22 protein-coding genes are annotated in these 22,183 nt (G+C 71.3%); 12 read left to right on the plus strand and 10 right to left on the minus strand.

The annotated features are described in order from the left end of the window. Window positions 1–3 precede the first annotated feature (3 nt). Window positions 4–810 carry an SGNH/GDSL hydrolase family protein gene (locus ACFY5B_RS15340; RefSeq protein WP_389969080.1) on the minus strand — a complete coding sequence of 269 codons (807 nt, stop codon included), beginning with the start codon at window positions 808–810 and terminating at the stop codon, window positions 4–6. A gap of 340 nt (window positions 811–1,150) precedes the next feature. On the opposite strand from ACFY5B_RS15340, the gene ACFY5B_RS15345 reads away from it, so the two are divergent. The 7 genes from ACFY5B_RS15345 (at window position 1,151) to ACFY5B_RS15375 (ending at window position 8,192) form a co-directional block, all read left to right on the plus strand. Next, window positions 1,151–2,356 (plus strand): S8 family peptidase, encoded by a 1,206-nt coding sequence (locus ACFY5B_RS15345; RefSeq protein ID WP_389969082.1) that lies wholly within the window; start codon window positions 1,151–1,153, stop codon window positions 2,354–2,356. Window positions 2,357–2,851: 495 nt separating this feature from the next. Continuing rightward, window positions 2,852–3,673: a glycosyltransferase family 2 protein gene (locus ACFY5B_RS15350; RefSeq protein WP_344462021.1), complete on the plus strand. Its 822-nt coding sequence runs from the start codon at window positions 2,852–2,854 to the stop codon at window positions 3,671–3,673. Next, complete coding sequence (locus ACFY5B_RS15355; RefSeq protein ID WP_389969084.1) at window positions 3,670–4,686, plus strand: glycosyltransferase family 2 protein; 1,017 nt, start codon at window positions 3,670–3,672, stop codon at window positions 4,684–4,686. Before ACFY5B_RS15350 ends, ACFY5B_RS15355 begins: the two co-directional genes overlap by 4 nt. Then, on the plus strand, window positions 4,679–5,479 hold the full coding sequence (locus ACFY5B_RS15360; protein WP_389969086.1) for a polysaccharide deacetylase family protein: 801 nt from the start codon (window positions 4,679–4,681) through the stop codon (window positions 5,477–5,479). The genes ACFY5B_RS15355 and ACFY5B_RS15360 overlap by 8 nt, the downstream gene beginning before the upstream one ends. A gap of 75 nt (window positions 5,480–5,554) precedes the next feature. Next, the gene (locus tag ACFY5B_RS15365; RefSeq protein WP_389969088.1) at window positions 5,555–6,649 is read left to right on the plus strand and encodes a DUF5925 domain-containing protein; all 1,095 of its coding nucleotides are present in this window, start codon (window positions 5,555–5,557) and stop codon (window positions 6,647–6,649) included. 307 nt (window positions 6,650–6,956) lie between these two features. Next, window positions 6,957–7,352: a hypothetical protein gene (locus ACFY5B_RS15370; RefSeq protein WP_389969090.1), complete on the plus strand. Its 396-nt coding sequence runs from the start codon at window positions 6,957–6,959 to the stop codon at window positions 7,350–7,352. Window positions 7,353–7,415: 63 nt separating this feature from the next. Beyond that, a complete protein-coding gene (locus ACFY5B_RS15375; protein ID WP_389969092.1) occupies window positions 7,416–8,192 on the plus strand; it encodes a DUF72 domain-containing protein in 777 nt (258 codons plus the stop codon). Window positions 8,193–8,198: 6 nt separating this feature from the next. On the opposite strand, the gene ACFY5B_RS15380 is transcribed toward ACFY5B_RS15375, so the two are convergent. Beyond that, entirely contained in the window at window positions 8,199–8,567 is a 369-nt protein-coding gene (locus ACFY5B_RS15380; protein ID WP_389969094.1) for a GntR family transcriptional regulator, read from the minus strand. Between the two features lie 71 nt (window positions 8,568–8,638). Here ACFY5B_RS15380 and ACFY5B_RS15385 point away from each other — a divergent pair, with 71 nt between their 5' ends. Together ACFY5B_RS15385 and ACFY5B_RS15390 are read left to right on the plus strand one after the other, a co-directional pair. Continuing rightward, the gene (locus ACFY5B_RS15385; protein ID WP_389969096.1) at window positions 8,639–9,568 is read left to right on the plus strand and encodes a GNAT family N-acetyltransferase; all 930 of its coding nucleotides are present in this window, start codon (window positions 8,639–8,641) and stop codon (window positions 9,566–9,568) included. Then, the gene (locus ACFY5B_RS15390; RefSeq protein WP_389969098.1) at window positions 9,549–10,070 is read left to right on the plus strand and encodes a DUF402 domain-containing protein; all 522 of its coding nucleotides are present in this window, start codon (window positions 9,549–9,551) and stop codon (window positions 10,068–10,070) included. Before ACFY5B_RS15385 ends, ACFY5B_RS15390 begins: the two co-directional genes overlap by 20 nt. Here ACFY5B_RS15390 and ACFY5B_RS15395 read toward each other — a convergent pair. Then, complete coding sequence (locus ACFY5B_RS15395; RefSeq protein WP_389969100.1) at window positions 10,029–10,661, minus strand: class I SAM-dependent methyltransferase; 633 nt, start codon at window positions 10,659–10,661, stop codon at window positions 10,029–10,031. The two genes, ACFY5B_RS15390 and ACFY5B_RS15395, sit on opposite strands and share 42 nt — an antisense overlap. A 139-nt stretch (window positions 10,662–10,800) precedes the next feature. Here ACFY5B_RS15395 and ACFY5B_RS15400 point away from each other — a divergent pair, with 139 nt between their 5' ends. Further along, a complete protein-coding gene (locus ACFY5B_RS15400) occupies window positions 10,801–10,935 on the plus strand; it encodes a hypothetical protein (RefSeq protein ID WP_389969102.1) in 135 nt (44 codons plus the stop codon). A 30-nt stretch (window positions 10,936–10,965) separates the two neighbouring features. Here ACFY5B_RS15400 and ACFY5B_RS15405 read toward each other — a convergent pair whose 3' ends face one another. Further along, a complete protein-coding gene (locus tag ACFY5B_RS15405) occupies window positions 10,966–11,415 on the minus strand; it encodes a GNAT family N-acetyltransferase (RefSeq protein ID WP_389969104.1) in 450 nt (149 codons plus the stop codon). A 183-nt stretch (window positions 11,416–11,598) separates the two neighbouring features. Here ACFY5B_RS15405 and ACFY5B_RS15410 point away from each other — a divergent pair, with 183 nt between their 5' ends. Then, complete coding sequence (locus ACFY5B_RS15410; RefSeq protein WP_389969106.1) at window positions 11,599–12,603, plus strand: lytic polysaccharide monooxygenase; 1,005 nt, start codon at window positions 11,599–11,601, stop codon at window positions 12,601–12,603. A gap of 190 nt (window positions 12,604–12,793) precedes the next feature. On the opposite strand, the gene ACFY5B_RS15415 is transcribed toward ACFY5B_RS15410, so the two are convergent. Together ACFY5B_RS15415 and ACFY5B_RS15420 are read right to left on the minus strand one after the other, a co-directional pair. Beyond that, a complete protein-coding gene (locus ACFY5B_RS15415) occupies window positions 12,794–13,654 on the minus strand; it encodes an esterase/lipase family protein (RefSeq protein ID WP_389969108.1) in 861 nt (286 codons plus the stop codon). A 172-nt stretch (window positions 13,655–13,826) separates the two neighbouring features. Then, complete coding sequence (locus ACFY5B_RS15420) at window positions 13,827–14,273, minus strand: MarR family winged helix-turn-helix transcriptional regulator (protein ID WP_389969110.1); 447 nt, start codon at window positions 14,271–14,273, stop codon at window positions 13,827–13,829. 79 nt (window positions 14,274–14,352) lie between these two features. Here ACFY5B_RS15420 and ACFY5B_RS15425 point away from each other — a divergent pair, with 79 nt between their 5' ends. Beyond that, window positions 14,353–14,727 carry a cupin domain-containing protein gene (locus ACFY5B_RS15425; RefSeq protein WP_389969112.1) on the plus strand — a complete coding sequence of 125 codons (375 nt, stop codon included), beginning with the start codon at window positions 14,353–14,355 and terminating at the stop codon, window positions 14,725–14,727. A gap of 103 nt (window positions 14,728–14,830) precedes the next feature. On the opposite strand, the gene ACFY5B_RS15430 is transcribed toward ACFY5B_RS15425, so the two are convergent. The 4 genes from ACFY5B_RS15430 to ACFY5B_RS15445 all read right to left on the minus strand — a co-directional run bounded on the left by ACFY5B_RS15430 (window position 14,831) and on the right by ACFY5B_RS15445 (window position 22,005). Further along, complete coding sequence (locus tag ACFY5B_RS15430) at window positions 14,831–15,829, minus strand: hypothetical protein (protein WP_389969114.1); 999 nt, start codon at window positions 15,827–15,829, stop codon at window positions 14,831–14,833. Then, the gene (locus tag ACFY5B_RS15435) at window positions 15,826–19,344 is read right to left on the minus strand and encodes a DNA polymerase III subunit alpha (protein WP_389969116.1); all 3,519 of its coding nucleotides are present in this window, start codon (window positions 19,342–19,344) and stop codon (window positions 15,826–15,828) included. Before ACFY5B_RS15435 ends, ACFY5B_RS15430 begins: the two co-directional genes overlap by 4 nt. 284 nt (window positions 19,345–19,628) lie before the next feature. Further along, entirely contained in the window at window positions 19,629–20,711 is a 1,083-nt protein-coding gene (locus ACFY5B_RS15440) for a S1 family peptidase (protein WP_389969117.1), read from the minus strand. A 388-nt stretch (window positions 20,712–21,099) separates the two neighbouring features. Beyond that, a complete protein-coding gene (locus ACFY5B_RS15445; protein WP_389969118.1) occupies window positions 21,100–22,005 on the minus strand; it encodes a S1 family peptidase in 906 nt (301 codons plus the stop codon). Window positions 22,006–22,183: the final 178 nt, after the last annotated feature.

Here is a 22,183-nt window from a genome sequence, read left to right on the forward strand (position 1 = left end):
CGGTCAGTCGTTGCTGTTGAGCACGGGCAGATAACCGCCCGACTGGCCGGGGGCCTTCGGGTGGTACGACTCGCCGATGTTGAGCCAGCTGACACTGTGCAGCCAGGAGTCGCCGGAGCAGATCTCGTGGCCGGTGAAGGTGGCGCGGACGTCACCGAAGGCGAAGCCGTGGTCCGCGGCGCGCTTGGCGACGGCGGTGTTGAGGTGGTCGGAGGCGTCGTTGATGGCCTTGCGCTTGGTCTCGGACAGGCCGAGACAGGTGGTGCCCAACTTGTAGAAGCGGGGGTAGCCGAGGACGACGACCCGGGCGGCGGGGGCCTTGGAGCGGATCGCCGAGTACACGCTGTCGAGCTTGCCGGGCAGCGTGGAGTCGACGTACGCCCGGGCGGTGTCGATGCGGGAGACGCAGGCGCTGTCGGACTGGGTCACACAGGTCGTCATGACGTCGGCGAATCCGGCGTCGTTGCCCCCGACGCTGATCGAGACGAGGGCGGTGGAGGCGCTGAGCGGAGTGAGCTGACTCGCCAGAACATCACCCGTTCGGGCGCCCGAGCAGGCGGTGAAGTCGAAGCTCGAGGGTGAGTGGGCGGCGGCCCAGAGGTAGGGGTAGGCCTTGGTGCTGCGCTTGCATTCGCCGCTGGAGCTGATGTAGCTGCCGGCTCCGACTCCGGAGGAGTAGGAGTCACCGAGGGCCACATAGCCACCGGTTGCGGCGAGTGAGGACGCCTGCGCCGTCGCTGCCCCGGTGAGGGCGGTGCCGACGGCGAGGAGGAGCGAGCTCACGAGGACGACAAATCGGGAACGTCTCATGGAACCTCCCTTTAGCAGGATCTCTGCCATAACCGTCGTAGCAGCTACGCGTGTTGACAGGAAGTGTCCATGCCAAGTCTTTTCGGCCTCTCCTCGGATGTTCGGCGCATTCGCCACGGCTCGTGTCACGGGCTGGGGCCCTCTTGTTACGTGCCCATGACAGCTTTGTTGACTGATGCTCAACTCTCTTGTTCCACACCGGTAGTTGGTCGAGGCTTTACACCGGCCGGGAGCGGAACGCGACGCTCCCCGGCTCGTGTGCGCGAACACGCGCACACCCCCCACATGACGCGCGTCGTCCCACCCAGGCGCGCGCCGCCTAGAGGAGGACTCCCTCGTAATGGCACAACTGCGTAGCAAGAGACTCGGGTTCGCCGCGCTCACCTCGCTGGCGACCGCCGCCCTCGTGGGCGGGCTCACCACCCTTCCCGCCCAGGCCGCACCCGCCGAGGGCCGGGTGCTCGCCGCGGACTCCCCGACCGCGATCAAGGACAGCTACCTCGTCACGCTCAAGAAGAGCGCCGGCCTGAAGGCGTCCTCGGCCGCGGGCAAGGGCCTGGTGAAGGAGTACGGCGGCTCGGTCGACAAGACGTTCGGCAAGGCGCTGAACGGCTATTCCGCCACCCTCTCCGCCACCGAGGCCCGGCGACTGGCCGCCGACCCGGCGGTGGCCTCCGTCGAGCAGAACCAGCGCGTCACGCTCGCCGCCACCCAGACCAACGCCCCGTGGGGCCTGGACCGCATCGACCAGGTCTCGCTGCCGCTGTCCGGCACCTACACCTACCCGGACAGCGCGGGCAGCGGTGTGACGGTCTATGTGATCGACACCGGTGTGCGCATCACCCACCAGCAGATCAGCGGCCGTGCCTCGCACGGCTACGACGCCGTCGACGGCGACAACAACGCCTCCGACGGCAACGGCCACGGCACCCATGTGGCCACCACGATCGCGGGCTCGACCTACGGCGTGGCCAAGAAGGCGAAGATCGTGGGCGTGCGCGTGCTGAACAACAGCGGCTCCGGCACCACGGCCGGTGTGATCGCCGGCATCGACTGGGTGACGAGGAACCACTCCGGCCCCTCGGTCGCCAACATGTCGCTGGGCGGCGGCGCCTCCGCGACCCTGGACACGGCGGTCCGCAACTCCATAGCCAGCGGTGTCACGTACGCCGTCGCCGCGGGCAACAGCAGCACCACCGCCTCCTCGTCCTCCCCCGCCCGGGTCGCCGAGGCGATCACGGTCGGCGCCACCACCAGCACGGACGCCAAGGCGAGCTACTCCAACTACGGCTCCGCCCTGGACATCTTCGCGCCCGGCTCGTCGATCACGGCCGGCTGGCACACCAGCGACACCGCGACCAACACCATCTCCGGCACCTCGATGGCGACCCCGCACGTCGCGGGCGCGGCGGCGGTCTACCTGGCGGGTCACACCTCGTCGGCCCCGGCCCAGGTCGCGACGGCCCTGGTGAACGGCGCCGTCACCGGCAAGGTCACCAGCGCGGGGTCCGGCTCGCCGAACCGCCTGCTGCAGATCGTCCCGTGACGAACGCCCGCATCAGCACCTGAACACACGTTCCCCGGAGGCCCTGATCGCCTCCGGGGAACGCATGTTTATACGACGGGAACGTGCAACTTGCGTCGCACGAGCGGCCCCTCGCAACGACCAAACCAACAAAAACGTGAGGGGCCGTTCCAGGTCTTGCCATACGGGTTCAATCGTCAATACCGTCATACATCTCACCCGCATCGGTCCGTCAGTACGCGGCTCTAGGGGAGGGCTCAAGAACCGCGACGAACCGGCGCGGGGCGCGGTAGGGGGGTGCCGTGCTCGGTGACCGCAATGGTCTCCGGGCCGTGCCGCGCGGTCGGCTGCCGATTTCGCGGCCGGCCAGCTTTGCCAGCTCACCCGGCGTGCCGGAGCTTCATCCCGGCATGCCTCGCCATCTCGGCGTGCCTCGGGTGAGAACCCCCCTTTCGAACCGGACTGGATCCGGACTGCCCTGGGGGGGCGGTCCACCGGACGAGAGGGACCAGACTCATGAGCTCAGTTCTGCAGCCGGCCGCGACGCAGCAGCGTCCGCCGACCGCCTCCAAGTACCGACCCGTCTCCTCTCACCTGGCGATCGCGCCGCCGGTGAGCGTGGTGATCCCGGCCATGAACGAGGCGGAGAACCTGCCCTACGTCTTCAAGACCCTGCCCGACTGGATACACGAGGTGGTCCTGGTCGACGGCAACTCCACCGACAACACCGTCGAGGTGGCCCGCGAGCTGTGGCCCGAGGTGAAGGTCGTCGAGCAGCGCGGCAAGGGCAAGGGCGACGCCCTGATCACCGGGTTCCAGGCCTGCACCGGCGACATCATCGTGATGGTCGACGCGGACGGCTCGGCGGACGGCGGGGAGATCCTCAGCTACGTCTCCGCCCTGGTCTCCGGCGCGGACTTCGCCAAGGGCTCCCGCTTCGCCAACGGCGGCGGCACCGACGACATGACCTTCATCCGCAAGATGGGCAACTGGGCGCTGTGCACGGCCGTCAACCGCAAGTTCGGCGCCCGCTACACCGACCTGTGCTACGGCTACAACGCGTTCTGGCGGCACTGCCTCGACAAGATCGACCTCGACTGCACCGGCTTCGAGGTCGAGACCCTGATGAACATCCGGGTCGTCAAGGCCGGCCTCAAGGTGCAGGAGATCCCGAGCCACGAGTACCTGCGCATCCACGGCGTGAGCAATCTGCGGGCCGTGCGGGACGGGCTGCGGGTGCTGAAGGTGATCCTTCAGGAGCGCTCCAACCGCCGTGCGCTGCGCCGCCGTTCGCCCCGGTCGTCGATGCCGGCCGCGATGCGGGGAGAGGTGTCTTGAGCGGTCCCGGCATCTCCGTCGTGATCTGCGCGTACACCGAGGACCGCTGGGAGGACATCCTCGCGGCGGTCTCCTCGGTCCGCGCGCAGTCGCGGCCGGCCCTGGAGACGCTGCTGGTCGTCGATCACAACGAGACGCTCCGGGAGCGTCTGGCCAAGGAGTACAAGGAATACACGGAGTACAAGGGGGCCGCCGACGGTGGCGTGGTGCGGGTGCTCGCCAACGCGGGCCCCCGCGGCCTGTCCGCCGGCCGCAACACCGGCATCGCCGCGGCCCGGGGCGAGGTCGTGGCCTTCCTCGACGACGACGCCGTCGCCGAGCGCGACTGGCTGCGGCACTTCGCAGAGGCGTACACCGACCCGCGGGTGATGGCCGTCGGCGGGCGCACGGAGCCGGTCTGGGCGTCCGGGCGGCGGCCCGACTGGTTCCCGGAGGAGTTCGACTGGGTGGTGGGCTGCACCTACCGGGGTCTGCCGCGCGGCCGGGTGCGGGTGCGCAACGTGCTCGGCGGCAACGCCTCGTTCCGTCGCAGCGCCTTCGACGCGGCGGGCGGCTTCGCCACCGGCATCGGCCGCGACGGTGACAAACGCCCGCTGGGCTGCGAGGAGACGGAACTGTGCATCCGCCTGTCCCGCGCCCGGCCCGACGCGGTACTGCTGATCGACGACCGGGCGGTGATCCATCACCGGGTGCCCGAGGTCCGCGAGCACTTCCGGTACTTCCGCACCCGCACCTACGCCGAGGGCCTCTCCAAGGCGCTGGTGGCCCGGAGCGTCGGTGCGCAGAAGGGCCTGGAGTCGGAGCGCCGGTACGCCACACGGGTCCTGCCCGCCGGGGTGGCCCGGGGCCTGCGGGACGCCCTGCTGGCCCGGTCGGGCGGCGCGGGACGGGCCGGCGCGATCGTGGCCGGGGTGCTGACGGCGGCGGGCGGCTACGTCGTCGGCAGTGTCCGGGCGCGCCGGGGCGGGACCACGTTCCGGGTGCCCGGGGTGGAGGTGACGGCCCGTGAGTGACACCCGCGTCCCGATCCTCATGTACCACGCGGTCTCGACCGACCCGAACGAGGAGACGCGCGCCCTGTCCGTGACCCCGGAGGCGTTCGCCGAGCAGATGACGGTGCTCGCCGACCGCGGGTTCAGGCCGCTCACCACGGGCGGACTGGCGGCGTGCTGGCGCTCCGGCCGGGCCCTGCCCGAGCGGCCGGTGCTCATCACCTTCGACGACGGCTACGAGGGTGTGCACCGGCACGCCCTCCCCGCCCTGGCCGAGCACGGCTTCCCGGCCACCCTGTTCGTCTCGACCGGGTGGCTCAGGGGGCCGTACGACACGGGGGGCGGCCTGGACACCATGCTGGACTGGGACCAGGTCCGCGACCTCGCGGCGGCCGGTGTCGAGATCGGCGGGCACAGCCACAGCCACCCGCAGCTCGACCAGGTCTCCGACGCCACCCTGCGGTTCGAACTGATCCACTGCAAGGAGATCGTCTCGGACCAACTGGGCTCGGTACCGGCCTCGTTCGCCTATCCCTACGGATACTCCAGCCGCCGGGTCCGGCAGGCCGTGCGCGAGACGGGCTACGCCCAGGCCCTCGCCGTCGGCAACGACCTGGCGCGGCGCGCACAGGGGCCGTACGCGCTGCGGCGGGTGACGGTGCGCCGCAGCACGGGCATCGAGGAGTTCGAGCGGATGGTCGAGGCGCGCGCGATCGCCCGTACGTTCGCCGCGGACCGTGCCCTGACCAAGGGGTACGCCGTGGTCCGCAGGGCCCGGCAGGCACGCCGACTGGTCTGCCGCGCCGGGGGCTGACCTGCACAGGGACGACATGCCGCGTGCACGCGGAAACCGGGTGCACGCGGCGTCCCCGTGCCGGATCATGGCGGCATGTCTGGAAACCCTCACGAGGCGCTGCCGATCCGGCTCAACGTCGACGACTCCGACTCCCCGTCCGACGTCGTCGACGCGCTGTTCCTCGGCCGCTTCGCGACGGGCGAGCAGCCGTACTCCCACGCGGTGAACATCGACCGTGTGCGGTCCGGGGCGACGCTGCTGCCGCCGGGTGCCCGGGTGCTGCGCGTCGCCCGGGACGACGACCGCAGCGCGACCCTCGCCGAGGGCGACGGCTGGACGCTGCTGGTCTCCCGCTGGAACCGGGGCGCCGACGTCACCGTGACGGCGACCGGCGAGGAACTGGCGAAGAAGATCCTCGACCAGGCCACGGACGGCGCGGCGGACGAACCCGAACCGCAGCCGGAGAACGTCACGATGGGCTTCTGGTACGTCTCCCCGCGGCGCGGCCCGCATCGCACCACCCGCCAGATCGCCGCGGGCACCTGGGACGAGGTCCGGCCCAACTACACCGCACCGGTGGCAGGCGCCATGGACCGCCTGATGAAGACGACCCCGGAGGACATCGCTGGCCGGCTGCTCCTGCTGCACGGCCCGCCGGGCACCGGTAAGACCTCGGCACTGCGCACGCTGGCCCGGTCCTGGCGCGACTGGTGCCAGGTGGACTGCGTCCTGGACCCCGAGCGGCTCTTCTCCGACGTCGGCTACCTCATGGACATCGCCATCGGCGAGGAGGACGCGACGGGCAAGGGCCGCTGGCGGCTGCTGCTCCTGGAGGACTGCGACGAGCTGATCCGCGGCGAGGCCAAGCACACGGCGGGCCAGGCCCTGTCGAGGCTGCTGAACCTGACGGACGGCCTGCTCGGACAGGGCCGCAACGTGCTGGTCGGTGTCACGACCAACGAGGACCTGGAGCGCCTGCACCCGGCCGTGGTCCGTCCCGGCCGCTGCCTCGCCCGGATCGAGGTCGGCCCGCTGACCCGGTCGGAGGCGGTGAACTGGCTGGGCCAGGAGGACGGCATCGGCCGCGAGGGCGCGACGCTGGCAGAGCTGTACGCGCTGCGCCGGGGCACGTCCCCGACGGCCCTGCCGGAGCCGCGCGGGGGCGTGGACGCGGGGCTGTACCTGTAGCGGCGTCAACCGCCGGGGTCCGCAGCGGGTCGACCGCCGGGGTCCGCAGCGGGTCGACCGCCGGGCTCCGCAGCGGGTCGACCGCCGGGGTCTGTAGCGGGTCGACCGCCGGGCTCCGCAGCGGGTCGACCGCCGGGCTCCCTAGCGGGTCGACCGCCGGGGTCTGTAGCGGTCGACCGCCGGGCTCCGTAGCGGGGGTCTCCCGCGGGTTCCGGTCACAACCGCCTCTCACCTGCCTGTTACCCAGGCGTGCCAAGGTGTGCGGCGCGGAGCGACGCCGAGCTCCGCATGGACCAGGGAGGCTCTGATGGCGCATCCGGCGCCCACCGTGTTCAGCGAACCCGCCCACCGCTTCGCGCGCTGGGTGCTGCCCGTCGTACTCGGTGTCGTCTACGGCAACTGGGTCGCGGTGAACCGGCGCCACGGCGGTCCCATCACCGGGCCGGACGTGGCGTCGGGTGTGTGGAGCGCACTCGCCTTCATGGCCCTCTGTATCGCCGTGGTCCAGGCGACCCGGCGCCTCAGGCGCGACCTGCACGCCCTGCACGCCCTGCTCCGGGCCGCGTTCGCCGGCGCCGCACTGGGCTTCCTCTACAGCCAGACCGGCGACGACGTCCGTCCCGTGGTCATCACGTCGGTGCTGGTCACGGCAGCCGTCTTCCTGCTGTTGTTCTACCGCTTCCACACGCGCGCCGACGCCTAGCGGGGGTCTGGAGTACCAGGCCGCGCTGCCGCCCTCGGAGACAGCTGGTGCTTTGATAGGGGTATGACCCTGTTCGTCGGCACGTCCGGGTGGCAGTACAAGGACTGGCGGGACGTCCTGTACCCGTCCGGGCTGCCGATGCGGCTCTGGCTGGAGGAGTACACGGGGCACTTCGCCACCGTCGAGATCAACAACGCCTTCTACCGGCTGCCGGCCCGGGAGACGTTCGAGGACTGGCGGCGCCGGGTGCCCGGCGACTTCGTCGTCGCGGTCAAGGCGAGCCGCTATCTGACCCACATCAAGCGGCTCAAGGAACCCGAGGAGCCGGTGCACCGGCTGATGAGTCACGCGGCGGGCCTCGGCGAGCGCCTCGGCCCGGTCCTGCTCCAGCTCCCGCCCACGCTGCGCGCCGACCCGGGCCTGCTGGACGCGTGCCTGGCCTGCTTCCCGGCTTCGACCCGGGTCGCGGTCGAGCCGCGTCACGACTCCTGGTGGACACCGGAGGTCCGCCGCGTCCTGGAGTCCCGGCGCGCCGCCCTGTGCTGGGCCGACATCCTGGCCCGCCCGGCGACGCCGCTGTGGCGCACCGCCGACTGGGGCTATGTCCGCTTCCACCAGGGCCGCGCCAAGCCCTGGCCGCGCTACGGCCGCCGCTCGCTGGCCACCTGGCTCGACCGCATCGCCACGACCTGGCCCGACGGCGAGGACGTCTACGCGTACTTCAACAACGACCCGGGCGGCGCGGCGGTGGAGGACGCGATGGCGTTCGCACGGGTGGGAAGGTCGGCGGGGCTGGACATCACACGAACCCCGGAGCGACTGACGCAGCCGTCCGGATAGGACGTCCTAGTCCCCGTGAGCCGCCCGCAGGGCGTCCCGGACCGCGGCGAGCGCGGCCTCCTCGCTCAGCCCGAGCCGCCTGGCCCGCTCCACGTAGGCCTGTGCGGCCGAGGCCAGCTCGCGGTCCGCCGCCGATCCGGCCGCGGCGACGAAAGTGCCGTTGCGGCCCCGGGTCTCGATCACCCCGTCCGCCTCCAGCGCCCGGTACGCCTTGGCGACCGTGTTCGCCGCGAGGCCCAGCGACTCGGCCAGGCCCCGCACGGTCGGCAGCCGGTAGCCCACGGGCAGCGCACCGGACCGTGCCTGCTCGGAGATCCGCGCCCGCACCTGCTCGTAGGGCGGGGCGCTGTCGTCGATGTCGATCTTCAAGGTCACAGGCCGATTGTCGCGCACCCGGCGGAAAATGACAGGCAGCCCGGACGGCTCCACGCGTAGCCTGCGCCCTCATGACCGTGATCGTGCGCGACCTGCGTCCCGACGTCCGAGCCGATGCCGAGGGGTTCTCCGACACCCGCCGCCTCGCCCTTCCCTACATGCTGTCCACCCCCGAGTCGGTGGTGCACACCCTGACCCACGTCCACCCGGACGCCCATTTCGGGCAGCTCATCGCCGAGGAGGACGGCGAGATCATCGGTACCGCCCAGGTCAGCGTCGCCCACGACAGCCCGGAACCCGGCCAGGGCTCGGCCAACATCTATGTACGCCCCGACCGCAGGAACCGCGGCGCCGGTTCGCTGCTGCTGCGCACGGCGGAGGAGCGCCTGGGTCGCCTGGGCGTCACGAGGCTGTTCGCCTGGGTCCTGGACGAGCCGGACAACCGCGCCTTCGCCGAGCGGCACGGCTTCCGGGCCAGCCGCTCCGCCTGGTTCCTGCGTCTGGACCTGGCGGGCGGCACGCTCCCGCCCCGCCAGGAGATACCGTCCGGCGTCGAGCTGCGCACGGCCGCGGACTTCGCGGACGACCCGCGCCCCCTGTTCGAACTGGACGCGGCGACGTCGTCGGACGAACCGAGCGACATCGACGTGGAGTTCACGGACTACGAGGCCTGGTGCGAGGAGCACTGGAAGCACCCGCTGCTCAACCGCGAGCTGACCACCGTCGCGGTCGTCGACGGCCGACCAGCCGCCTTCAGCGTGGCCTACACGGACGGCGACTCGCGCTACGCCACCGCGATGACCGGCACCGCCCGGGAGTTCCGCGGCCGGGGCCTGGCGAAGCTGGCCAAGAACGACTCGCTGCACCGCGCCCGCGCGGCGGGGTGCACGGAGGCGTTCACCGGCAACGACACGGGGAACGAGCCGATGATCGCCATCAACAAGTGGTTCGGCTATGAGATCTGCGCGAAGGAAGTGCGTTATGTCCGCGAACTCGGCTGACCGGAACCCGCAGCCGGCCGACAGGAACCCGCAACTGGACGTCGTGCTCGTCAAGGCGGGCCGTACGAAGATCCGTTACAGCGGCGAGCTGCTGGCGGACGACGGCACGCGCGTGGCGGTCCGCGCCCCGTGGGCGGGCTCCGGCGTCCGCGACTTCGGATTCGTCCGCTTCGAGCCCGGGGACGTGTTCACGGAGTACTACTGGCGCGACCGGTGGTACGCGGTGAAGGAGGTCCGCTCCGCCACGGGCGCGCTGAAGGGCTGGTACTGCGACGTCACCCGCCCCGCCCGGCGCTCCGGCCCGGAGCTGGTCGTGGAGGATCTCGACCTCGACCTGTGGCGCTCCGCGGACGGCACGGACGTACGGCGCCTGGACGAGGACGAGTTCGCCGAGAGCGGTCTCGGCGAGTCGGACCCGGAGGCGGCGTCCGCCGCGCTTGCCGCGCTCGACGAACTGGAGTCACTGGCCCGCGGCGGCGGCTTCGCGGCCCTCCTGGCCTGAGTCGCCGATCTCCGCGACCACCGCGTACCGCTCGTCCGTCACCGGCCCGCCCCACAGCAGCGGATCGTCAGAGAGCCGCTGCACACGCACCTGCCCGGCGATCGGGGCGAGCAGGCCGGTGAGCCGCTCGGCGGGTATGCCGACCGGCTCGGTGCTCCCCCACACTCCCTCGACCAGCACCAGCCGCCCGCCCGGCCGCAGCAGCCCACGCCAGTGCCTGAGGGCGCGGGCCGGGTCGGACAGGGCCCACAGGACGTGCCGGACGAGCACGGCGTCGAAGCGCTGCTCCCCGACCGGCGGTGCCGCGGCGTCACCGACGAGGAACACGGCGTCGCGCCCGGCGAGTTTTTCCCGGGCGAGCGTCACCATCGCCGGGGAGAGGTCCACGCCCGTCACGTGGTGCCCCTGCTCGGACGCGAGGAGTGACAGGCTGCCGGTGCCGCAGCCGAGGTCGAGCACGTCGCCCGCGCGCCCCGGCAGCCAGTCACGCAGCCGCCCGGCCCACGCACGGCGCACCTCGGGGTCGCGCAGGCCGTGGTCCGGCTCCTCGTCGAAGGAGGCGGCCTCGGCGTCCCAGTCCACGTTCGTCATGGGCCCCAGAGTGACACCCGCCACTGACAACCGAATCGTGACTGCCGCCACTGACAGACCAGGAGCGATGCGTAACCCTCCCCCGAAAGGTCTATCTCCGTGAAAACGCGGAACCCGGTAGACCCTCAAGGAGGCAGCCATGCGCCGTGTGACCGTGCAGAAGCCCCTGAAGAAGTCGGACGTCCGCCGGGTCCGCGAGGAGGCCGACGAGCTTCCCGCCGGGCGCCCGGAGGTCCGCAAGGACATCGCACGCACCTGGTGGCCGGACGCCTGAGCGGCTGGCGCCGGTCATGAGACGCAACGCTCAGAGCAGCCGTTTGCGGTAGTGGACGCGGTCATAACACCCGTCCACGCGGCGCTCCACGAGTTCGTAGCCGTACTTGGGATAGATCCGCTGGTTCTCCCACATCAGCGCGTTCGTGTAGAGCCTGACCTCGGGCAGGCCGAGGGTACGCGCGTGAGCCTCCACGAAGCGGAGCAGCCGCCGCCCCACCCCCCTGCCGTGCGCGGTGGGGTGGACGGCGATGGTGTCGAGGAAGAGGTGGTCGTCGAACGCCTCGACCACGACGAGCCCGGTCACCGGATCGCCCGTCACGAACACCTTGCCCGCGGCCACGTTCGCCGCGTGGTCCTCCTCCATGGGCTGGGGCACCAGCCCGATGCGCTCGATGTAGGGGCGGAAGGCCGCGCCGACCACCTCCGCGACGACCGGTACGTCGGCGGCCCCGGCCGGTCGGATCTCCTCGTCTGCCATGCCGCGACGGTACCTACCTGATGGCAGTCCGAACACTCCCTTAAGCGGGCCATAAGGATCTCCTCCACCCGCCCTCAGCAGGCGATTTCACGGATCTCAGGGGCTAGCTTCGGAGCACCCCACGGGATTCCGGCCCATACCGGCCGGGAGCCTGCCCCATGCACCGTTTCGAGGAGTTCCCGCATGCCCGCACGCCGCAAGGTCGCCTCCGTCGCCGCCCTCGGCAGCCTCCCGCTCGCCCTGACCGCGCTGGGCGCCGCGCCGGCCGCCGCGCACGGTTCGATGGGCGACCCGGTCAGCCGGGTCTCGCAGTGCTACGCCGAGGGCCCCGAGGGCCCGAAGTCGGCCGCGTGCAAGGCGGCGGTCGCGGCGGGCGGCACCCAGGCCCTCTACGACTGGAACGGCATCCGCATCGGCGACGCGGGCGGCCGGCACCAGCAGCTCATACCGGACGGCAAGCTCTGCAGCGCGAACAACGCGGAGTTCAAGGGGCTCGACCTCCCCCGCGCCGACTGGCCCGCGACCGCCGTCCGCAGCGGCCCGCACACCTTCGAGTACCGCGTGACGGCCCCGCACAAGGGCACGTTCAAGGTGTACCTCACCAAGCCCGGCTACGACCCGGCCGAGCCGCTCGCCTGGAAGGACCTGGATCTCGCGAACCCGGTCGCGACGTCCACCGACCCGGCTGCCACCGGCGGTTTCTACACCTTCTCCGGCAAGCTGCCCAAGCGCTCCGGCAAGCACCTGCTCTACGCGGTCTGGCAGCGGTCGGACAGCCCGGAGGCGTTCTACTCCTGCTCGGACGTCCAGTTCGGCGGTGGTGGCGGCGCGGCGGGCGGCGCGGCTCCGGCTCCGTCCGCCTCCGCTCCCAACGAGAAGCAGATCGAGGACGGCAACGACAAGTCGACCGTCGAGCACCACGGGCACGGCGACAACGACCCCCTTACCTCCGCGGCGCCGGCCGCGGCCCAGAAGAAGAAGGCCGCACCGGACCGGCCCGAGGCCGCCGCACCAGCGCCCAACCGGCCGAAGGCGGCCGGTGCCACGGAGCACCTCGCCGAGACCGGCGGCGACGGCACCACCCCCTGTGTCGCGATCGGCGGTGCGGCGGCGTTGGCCCTGGGCGCCTCGGCACTGTTCCTGTCGGCCCGGCGCCGGACGGTGAGCGGCGGCCGGCGCGACCGCTGACCCACCGCCCCACGACCCGGGGCCTGTCCGGCGGCTCAGGCCGGACAGGCCCCGAAACGACTCTCTGAGACGTGCACGATGACACGTGCCAACCAGCTACACATGCCAACCAATGGCACGTGCCACCCGATGACACGTGCCCATCGGTGACACGTGCCCATCGGTGACACGTGCCCATCGATGACACGTGTCATTCGAAGGCCGATGCGCAGGTGGTGGGCGTGGCCCGGCCCGGATCGAGGGAGTTGGCCACCTCGTGGAAGACGACCCGGTCGAGCAGCCCGGCGGCCACGTGCTCGGACAGGTCGACGGGGCACAGGTCCTGGAGCAGCACGTTGCGCACGTCCGGTCCGCTCAGGTACTGGCTGCGCCACGGCGTGACCACCTCGTCGTACCGGGTGGCGATGACGGTGTAGCGCACGCCGGGCACGGTGTCGCCGCCCGCGTTGAGCTTGGCGAGGAAGGCGGAGCCGGTGACCTGGTCGGCGAGGGCGGGGGTGTTTTTCGAGAGCAGGTCCGCGGCGCCGGGAAAGTACGGCAGCAGGCGGGTGAAGCCGTTCAGGTCGGTGCCGTGGTTGCTGGGCGCGATGCCGACGAGGGCGTGCACCTCGGCGGCTCCACCGAGGAACTTGAGGTAGTACCGGGGCATCATGCCGCCCTGCGAGTGCCCGACGACGTCGGTCTCGGCGGCTCCGGTGGCCGCGAGCACCTTGTCCACGAAGGCCTTCAGCTGTCCGGCGGACTTCTCGACGGGTCCGAGGCCGTGGAAGAAGGGGACTCCCTCCAACTGGCCGTAGTCGAGGGAGAAAACGCAGTAGCCGCGGACCTTCAGGTAGGGGGCGAGACCCAGCCAGTTGTCGACGGAGTTCCCGAGGGTGCCGTGGACGAGGACGACGGGGCGGGGGTGGGCGGCGGAGGGCTTGCAGGCGTAGTCGTTCCAGCCGGAACTCGGGGCGCCCGCGGCCTGGGCCGTGGTGGCGGGGACGGTGACGGCGGCGGCGGTCAGCAGCAGCGCGGCCAGAGGTCTGAGCGCTCGTTTCCAGGGCAGCATCGGGTGATCTCCTTGCGGCTCAGGGGGAGGTGCGACGGCACTGGGCCCTGTGATCCGGATCACGAGGATGCTGTTCACTCGTCAAGTTACGGGCGAGTAGTCAAACTGGGAAGTTACGCGTCAGTAAAAACTCGCCGCGCGACCGGCGCCGGGAACTCCGGCCGACACCCCCTCACCAGGCAGGCCGTACGGGCCCGTGCGGAGCGATGCGCAGCAACTGCTCGCGCAGCGACCGCACTGCACGCTCCCCCAGCAGATCCCCCCATTCCCGCACGGCTTCCGCGGCCGCCTCCTCGGCCGCCCGCGTGCAGTCCCGGCCCCGTCCGGTCAGCACGACCAGTCGCGCCCGCGCGTCCTCGGGATGCGGCCGCCGCTCGGCGTACCCCTTGCGCACCAGCTCGTCGACGAGCTGGCTCGCGGCCTGCTTGGTCACCCCGAGGTGGACGGCGAGGTCGGTGACCGTCGCTCCGTCCGGGGCGAGCCGGGCGAAGGCGAACCCGTGCGCGGGTCGCACCCCTTCGAAGCCGCGAGCGATCACACCCTCGTTGATGCGTTGTGTGAGCCCGCCGGCGACGGCGAGCAGGGCGGCGGACAGGGCCATGGCCTCGGAGTTCTGCACGCATGCATTGAAACACCCTTGACGCGACGGTCAAGTAGCTTGACTATATGGTCAAGCTACTTGACCACTTGGAGGCCTCATGCCTGTCGTCCGATCGTCCGAAGCCATCACCCACGAGATCCACGGCGCCCGTTTCGTCTCGTACGCCACCCCGGGCAGCGGCAGCAAGGAGCTGTGCGCCTGGCGCGGTGAGATCCCGGCCGGTCTCAAGGCACCCGCGCACACGGTCAGCCGGGAGGAGATCTTCCACCTGCTCGAAGGCGAGCTGCTGATCACCCTCGACGGCCACACCGAGCGGATCGCGGCGGGCGACACGGTGATCATCAACCCCGGCGCCACCCTGACCGTCGAGAACCCGACCGACCGGACCGCGTACTCCTGGGTCACCACCTCGATCGGCCTGGAGGCACGGCTGGCCGACGGCACCCGCATAGTGCCGCCGTGGGCCAACTGACGTCACACGGAAGGCCGACGCCATACGGAAAGCCGACGCCACACGGAAGGCGACGTCATCCGGAAGCCGACGCCATACGGAAGGCGACCTCATACGGAAGGGTCTACGCCGCGCGTCCCCCGCGGCGGACACCCCCTAGTCCCCCGGGCATCACCGCCCGCGGCCCGAACTTCGCCCGCGCCCGGTCCGCGACCTCCTCGATACGGCGGACCTTCTCGTCCACCGGGTCGAAGGTCAGCTGGTGGGAGGCCTGGTCGGCGGGGTCGAGCCCCTCGGCGCGCAGGGCGATCGCCCGCACCCTGGCCCGCTGCAGCCCGAGCGCCTCGTACATCCCGTAGGCGGCCCTGGTCAGCGCCGGGGAGTGCGCGGTCGGTTCGGTCAGGGTGCGGCTGCGAGTGGTGGCGGACCGGTCGGCGTAGCGCACGGTGAGGGTGAGCGTGCGGCAGACCTTCTCCAGGGCGCGCAGCCGGGCGCCGATCTCCTCGGCGGCCGACAGCAGCGCCCTGCGGTGCCGGTCCGGGTCCAGTTCGTCGCGCCCGAAGGGGCGTTCCGCCGCCAGGGACCGGGAGACGGCGTTCGGCACGACCCGGCCGCGGTCGAGGCCGTTCGCCTTCTCGCGCAGCTCGCGACCGGCCTTCGCACCGATCAGCCGCTGCAGCGTGGACAACGGGGCGGCGGCGACCCGGCCGAGGGTGTCGAGCCCGTAGTCGCCCAGCGTGCGGGCGGTCGCGGTGCCCACACCGGGCAGGGCGGCGACGGGCTTGTCCGCGAGGAACTCAGCGATGGCGTCCGGCTCGTCGGGCACCGCGCGCGTCACCCCGGGCACGGCCTCACGCAGTGCCATCCGGGCCAGCATCGGCCCGGGTCCGGCTCCGATCACGCAGTCGACGCCGTGGAGTGCGAGCGACCGCACCCGGATCACCGAGGCCAGTTCGACGGCGTCCCGCCCGAAGTACCGCTCGGCGCCGCGCAGGTCGGCCAGCGCCCCGTCCGGTGGCAGGGCCTGGACGACGGGGGTGAACTCCTCGAGCATCCCGAGCAGAGGGGGCAGGTCCGCCTCGCTCGTCGAAGGCAGCTGGAAACGTACGCAGAGGATGGTCATCCCGCACTCCCCGGACTCTGGTGCCACAACTTCCTCGTGTTCGCGGGCTCTTCGCCCGCCGGACGCAGATCGGCCCAGGGGTGCATCTCGTACCCCGTGGACATACGGATCTTCCGCTGCTCCATCGGATCCTTGGCCGCGGAACCCGTCGGCGCGGGCGCACCGTCCGACCCGGCGAGCCGCCGCCGCACGGCTCCCTCGCCGTCGTCACCGGAACCGCCGTCACCGGAACCCTCCTCGCCGGAATCACGGGGGCCGGGGCCGGCCAACCGGGCCGCGACCCCTTCCAGCCCCTCCTCCCGGCGCACTTCCAGCAGGTCCGCGAGGTTCCAGGCGGCGGCTCCCACCACGCTGAGGCTGCGCGGGCCGCGGCGCTGCACCACCCCGCGCACCAGCAACAGCCAGGAGTGGAAGACGGTGTGGGCGCAGGTGTCGTGGGAGTCGTCGAAGAAGGCGAGGTCGACCAGGCCCGTGCCGTCGTCCAGGGTGGAGAAGATGACGCGCCTGCCGGACCTGATCGGCGGCGTCTGGGTGGCCGCCTTGGCGCCCGCGACCAGCACCGTCTCCCCGTGCCCGGCCTCCCGCAGCCGCCGCGCCGACACCACGCCCAGCTCGTCGAGGAACTGCCGGTGATCGTCCATCAGATTGCGTGAGGCGTCCATGGACAGCACGCCCAGCTCGGCGCTGAGCCGCTCCGAGGAGGTGAGGTCGGGCAGCCCGGCCGGCGCGGTCTTCCGCCCCCCGGCCAAGGGCAACTGGCCTCCGCCCGAGCCCCGGGCGCCCCGGTGCAGCTCGGTCAGGTGCAGTTGCAGATCACGGCGGTTGGCGCCGAAGGCGTCCAGCGCTCCCACCTGCGCGAGCCGCTGGGCCACCGGACGGCTGGGCCGGCCCCGCTCCCAGAAGTCGACCAGTGAGGCGTACGGCTGACCCTCGGCGATCCGCGCCGCCTCGGCCTCGCTGATGCCGTGCACATCGGAGAGGGCCAGCCGCAGCCCCCACTTACCGGACACCAGTTCGATACGGTGTGCGACCCCCGAGGTGTTCACATCCAACGGCAGCACGGGAACCCCACGGCGCCGCGCGTCCGCCAGCAGCAGCCGCTTCGGATACATCCCGGGATCGTGCGTGAGCAGCCCGGCGTAGAAGGCGGCCGGATGATGCGTTTTCAGCCACGCCGACTGGTAGGTCGGCACGGCGAAGGCGACCGCGTGCGCCTTGCAGAAGCCGTACGACCCGAAGGCCTCGACGATCTCCCAGGTCCGCTGAACCGTTTCCGCGTCATACCCCCGGGCCGCCGCGTGCCGCGCGAACCACACCTTGATCCGAGCCTGCGACTCCGCGTCCGACAGCCCGCGCCGCACCCGGTCGGCCTCGCCGCGCCCGCAGCCCGTCATGATGGCGACGATGTCGATGATCTGCTCGTGGAAGACGACGACCCCGTACGTGTCCCGCAGCGGTTCCTCCAGATCCGGGTGCGGATACCGGATCGGCGCCCGCCCGTGCCGCGCCTCGATGAACGGCCGCACCATGTCGGCGGCGACCGGCCCGGGCCGGAACAGCGAGATGTCGACGACGAGATCGTGGAAGCCGGCCGGCTGGAGCCGCCCGACCAGATCCCGCTGCCCGGGCGACTCGATCTGGAAGCACCCGAGGGTCTCGGTGGACTGGATCAGCCGGTACGTCTCCGGATCCCCCGGCGCCAGCCCGTCCAGATCCACCCGGACGCCCGAGACCCGCCGCACTTCCTCCACCGCGTGCGCCATGGCCGACTGCATCCGCACACCCAGCACGTCCAGCTTCAGCAGCCCGAGATCCTCGACGTCGTCCTTGTCGAACTGCGACATCGGAAAGCCCTCGCCGCTGGTCGGCATGACCGGCGTACGCGCGAGCAGCGAGGCATCCGACAGCAGCACCCCGCACGGGTGCATGGCCACCCCGCGCGGCAGGGCGTCCAGCGCCTCGACCAGCTCCCACAGCCTCCCGTACTTCTCCTTCTCCCCCGCCAGCGCGCGCAGTTCGGGCAGCTCCTCCAGTGCCGCGCGGGCGTCCCGCGCCCGGACATGGGGAAAGGACTTGGCGACCCGGTCGATCTCGGCCGGGTCCATGGACAGGGCGGCCCCCACATCACGGATGGCGTGCCGCACCCGATACGTCTCCGGCATCGCGACCGTCGCGACCCGCTCGGTGCCGAACCGGCCGATGATCGCGCGGTAGACCTCCAGCCGGCGCGCGGACTCCACGTCGATGTCGATGTCGGGCAGCACGACCCGCTCCTTCGACAGGAACCGCTCCATCAGCAGCCGGTGCTCGATCGGATCGGCGTGCGCGATACCGAGCAGGTGATTGACGAGCGACCCGGCCCCGGACCCCCGGGCGGCGACCCGGATGCCCATCTTCCGCACGTCGTCCACGACCTGGGCGACGGTCAGGAAGTAGGAGGCGAAACCGTGGTGGGCGATGATGTCCAGCTCGTGGTGCATCCGCTCCCAGTACTCCCGCCGCCGGTCGTACCCGTGCAGCACCATCCCGGCCGCCGCCCGCGAGGCCAGCGTCCGCTGGGCGGTGCGGCGCCCGGCGCCGACCAGATGCGGTTCGGGGAAGTGGACGGTACCGATCCCGAGGTCGCCCTCGGGATCGACCAGGCACTCGGCGGCCGTGGCCTGCGTCTGCTCCACCAGCCGGTGAGCGGTCTCCCGCCGGAATCCCGCGGCCTCCACGATCCGCTCCGCCACCCCGGTCATGTCCCCGGCGCCCTTGAGCCAGGCCTCGCCGGAGTCCAGCCCCTTGGCCGGGTCGATGGGCACCAGCCGCCGAGCGGCGTCCAGCACGTCGGCGACCGGCCCTAGACCAGGGTCGGCATACCGTACGGCGTTGGTGAGCACGGGCCGGATCCGCTGCTCGGCGGCGAACCCGAGGGTACGGGCGGCCAGCCGCAGCGAGCCCGGGCCCGTACCTGTCCGGCCGTGCCAGACGGCCTCCAGCCGCAGGTCGTCGCCGTAGGCGTCCCGCCAGGGCGCGAGCAGCCGCGCAGCCCGGTCGGGCCGCCCGGCGGCCAGGGCGCGCCCGACGTCCGACGCGGGCCCGAGCAGCACGGTCACACCCTGGGCATGATTGCGCTCCCAGGACAGCAGGGGCGTCCCCTCCCCCTCATGGGCAGCCGAGACGAGCCGGCACAGCTCCCCCCACCCCCGTGCGCCGTCCCGGGCGAGAAAGGTCGCTCGAGGGGCCGACTCATCGACAAAGGCGCCGCCCCGCACCGGGGTCCGGCGCCGCCCCCGCCGCTCGACCCCGGGCTCCGCACCCCCCACCGCCAGGTCCACCCCGAACAGCGGCCGGACCCCCGCCTTCCCGCAGGCCTTCGAGAACCGGACCGCGCCGGCAAGCGTGTCGCGATCGGTCAGCGCAAGGGCGTCCATGCCCCGCTCGGAGGCACGCTCGGCCAGCCGCTCCGGGTGCGAGGCTCCGTGACGCAACGAGAATCCGGAGACGGTGTGCAGATGCGTGAACCCCGGCACACGCACCTCCCGCACTCGTGAGCCACACCAGCTCTCGAACATCTGTTCCCAGCTACCTCACCCCCACCATACCCCCATCCTCGAATGTATGTGCGATGTCCGTTCGGCCCCGCCCCACCTGCGGAAACACCCCGAACCCTCCGACCGTGGAGGCATGCCGCACAGCTCGTTCCTCGCCGAGGCGGCAGACGCTGCCGCGAAGCCGAACGAAAGCCGCATATGGCGAAACCGAACGCAAAAGTCCCGCCCCTCGCACAAGGGGCGGGACCTCACACACGCACGTATCAGCCGATCTGCGTCCCGGTCGCCGACAGCGCCTCGGTCACCGGCTGGAAGAACGTCTCCCCGCCCGAGGTGCAGTCACCGCTGCCGCCGGACGTCAGGCCGACCGCCTTGTCCCCGGAGAACAGCGACCCACCGCTGTCACCCGGCTCCGCGCACACGTCGGTCTGGATCAGCCCGTTCACGATGTCGCCGTTGCCGTAGTTCACGGTGGCGTCCAGCCCCGTGACCTTGCCGTCGTGCACCTGCGTGGTCGACCCGCTCCGGGTGACCGCCATGCCGACGGTCGCGTCCGCGGCGCCCGAGATCTTCTGGGCGGACCCGTTGTACAGGTTCACCTCACTCGGGTGGTCGACCTCCGCGGTGTACTTGACCAGCCCGTAGTCGTTGTCCGGGAAGCTGGAGTCCGCGTTGGTGCCGATCTCCTTGCCGCTGGAGTCCGACCAGGTGGAGATGCCCTCGGTGCAGTGACCCGCGGTCAGGAAGAACGGCTCACCGCCCTTGACCACGTTGAAGCCCAGCGAGCAGCGCCCGCTGCCACCGGTGATCGCGTCGCCACCGGCGACGAAGGGCTTGTACTCGCCCTTGGACCGCTTGAGTTCGGCCTTCGCCCCGAGCCCGTCCACGACCTTCGTCAGCGTCGCCCACTCGGCCTTGGAGACCGTGCGGTCCGCGGTCACGACGACCTTGTTCGTCGTCGGGTCGGTCACCCAGGCGGTTCCGGGGATCGTCGCGTCCTGCTTCAGCGTGCTGCGGGCGCTCTTGAGTTCGGCGAGGGAGTTCGCCACGACTCTCGCCTTGGCCCCGGCCTTCTCCACGGCCCGCGCGGCACTCTCGTCGAGCACGTTCACCACGAGGCTCTTGCTCTTGGTGTCGTAGTACGTCCCGGCCGCGTCGCCGCCCAGGTCCTCGGCCAGCGACGAGGCGAGCTTTCCGGCCGCGGTGACCGACAGGGTCCGGGGCGCGGACGCCTCAGGGGTCTCACTGGCGTTCGCGGTCTGGAACGTCACTCCCGCGGCGACCAGCGCGGCGATGCCCGCACCTGCCACGGCTGCACGCCGCTTGGGTATGCGTCGGTGCTTCAACTTTCGTCCTCCTGTGGGGGGTCGGCACGAGAGGTTGTGGGGACCTCACGAGCCGGAAGGCTTCGTTGACGAGCGCCCACTATTCCGAGGACGACAGGGAGCACACAAGGGTGAGTTCGAGACGCGCGTAGACAGCGCTTCGCACGCCCCGCCATTTTGACCGTCCACGATCAAATCGGACTCAACTCCCGCACGTTCACAGTGCAAACACTACGCGTGAGTAATGTGTGCCCACTCTGTGACGTCTACACGTGGCTGAAATTCGCCCCTCCCGCGGTCGGTTCGGAGGGAAGCCCGGGGCCCGCACACAGCACGAAGCCCCCGCACGCGATGCGCGCGGGGGCCACGAGAAGTGGTGCGAAGAGATGCCGCCAACTACCGCCGGGGCCTAGTAGACGCTGACACCGTAGGCGCTCAGGGCCTCCGTGACGGGCTGGAAGAACGTCGTGCCACCGGAGGAGCAGTTGCCGCTGCCGCCCGAGGTCAGACCGTACGCGGTGCCGTTGCTGCCGTAGAGCGAACCGCCGGAGTCACCGGGCTCGGCGCAGACGGTCGTCTGGATCAGGCCGGACACGATGTCACCGCCGCCGTAGTTGACGGTGGCGTTGAGGGCCGTGACACGGCCGCTGTGCGTACCGGTCGTGGAGCCGTCGCGGATGACGGTGGTGCCCACGCTCGGGGTGGCCGCACGCGTGATGTCCACGCCGTTCGCGGTACCGGGGCGGCTGACGGACCCGCTGTAGCGCACGAGGCCGTAGTCGTTGCCCGGGAAGCTGGAGCCGGCCGTCGAGCCGATGACCGTGGTGCGGCCGGAGTTGGAGTACCAGGTGCCCGCGCCGTCGGTGCAGTGACCGGCGGTCAGGAAGTACTCGGTGCCGTTGCTGGCACGGACGTTGAAGCCGAGGGAGCAGCGCCAGCTACTCGCATAGATGGCGTCGCCGCCCTGGATGAGCTTGCTGAACTTGCCCGGGGTGCGCTTGATCGTGAGCGCGTCGGCGTTGCCGCCGGCCTGCTGCTTGATCTTCGCTATCTCGGCCTGGGTGACCGTGCTGTCGACGGTCACGAGCACCCGGTCGGTCTTGCTGTCGACGGCCCAGGCGGTGCCCGGGATGTCGGCCTTCAGCAACGAGCCGCTGGCGCTCTTGAGCTCAGCGGCACTGAAGGTGGTGGGGGCGTCGGAGGCGTTCGCGCTGGGGATCGCGATCGCTGCGGCGGCAACGAGGCCGGTGGAAACGGCGATCAGCCGGGTCCGTCTCGAAATGCCACTGCGAGGGGTGGTGCGCTTGATCCTCACTTTTCGTTCCTCCACAAAGGAAGTCGGGGGCCCTCGTGGGGTTTCGGGCCCGTGAGGCGCAGCCTGGGACCGGCCGTCCGGATTCCGAACACGCCGTGCCCCTGACAAGCGCTGAGGGGGAGTATTCGGCCGAACGGCCGGTCGGCGCAAGAGTGCCTTTCGGACTCCCGCCTTTGAT

The sequence above is a fragment of the Streptomyces sp. NPDC013187 genome, from assembly GCF_042899705.1.
Lineage (GTDB): Bacteria > Actinomycetota > Actinomycetes > Streptomycetales > Streptomycetaceae > Streptomyces > Streptomyces hawaiiensis_A.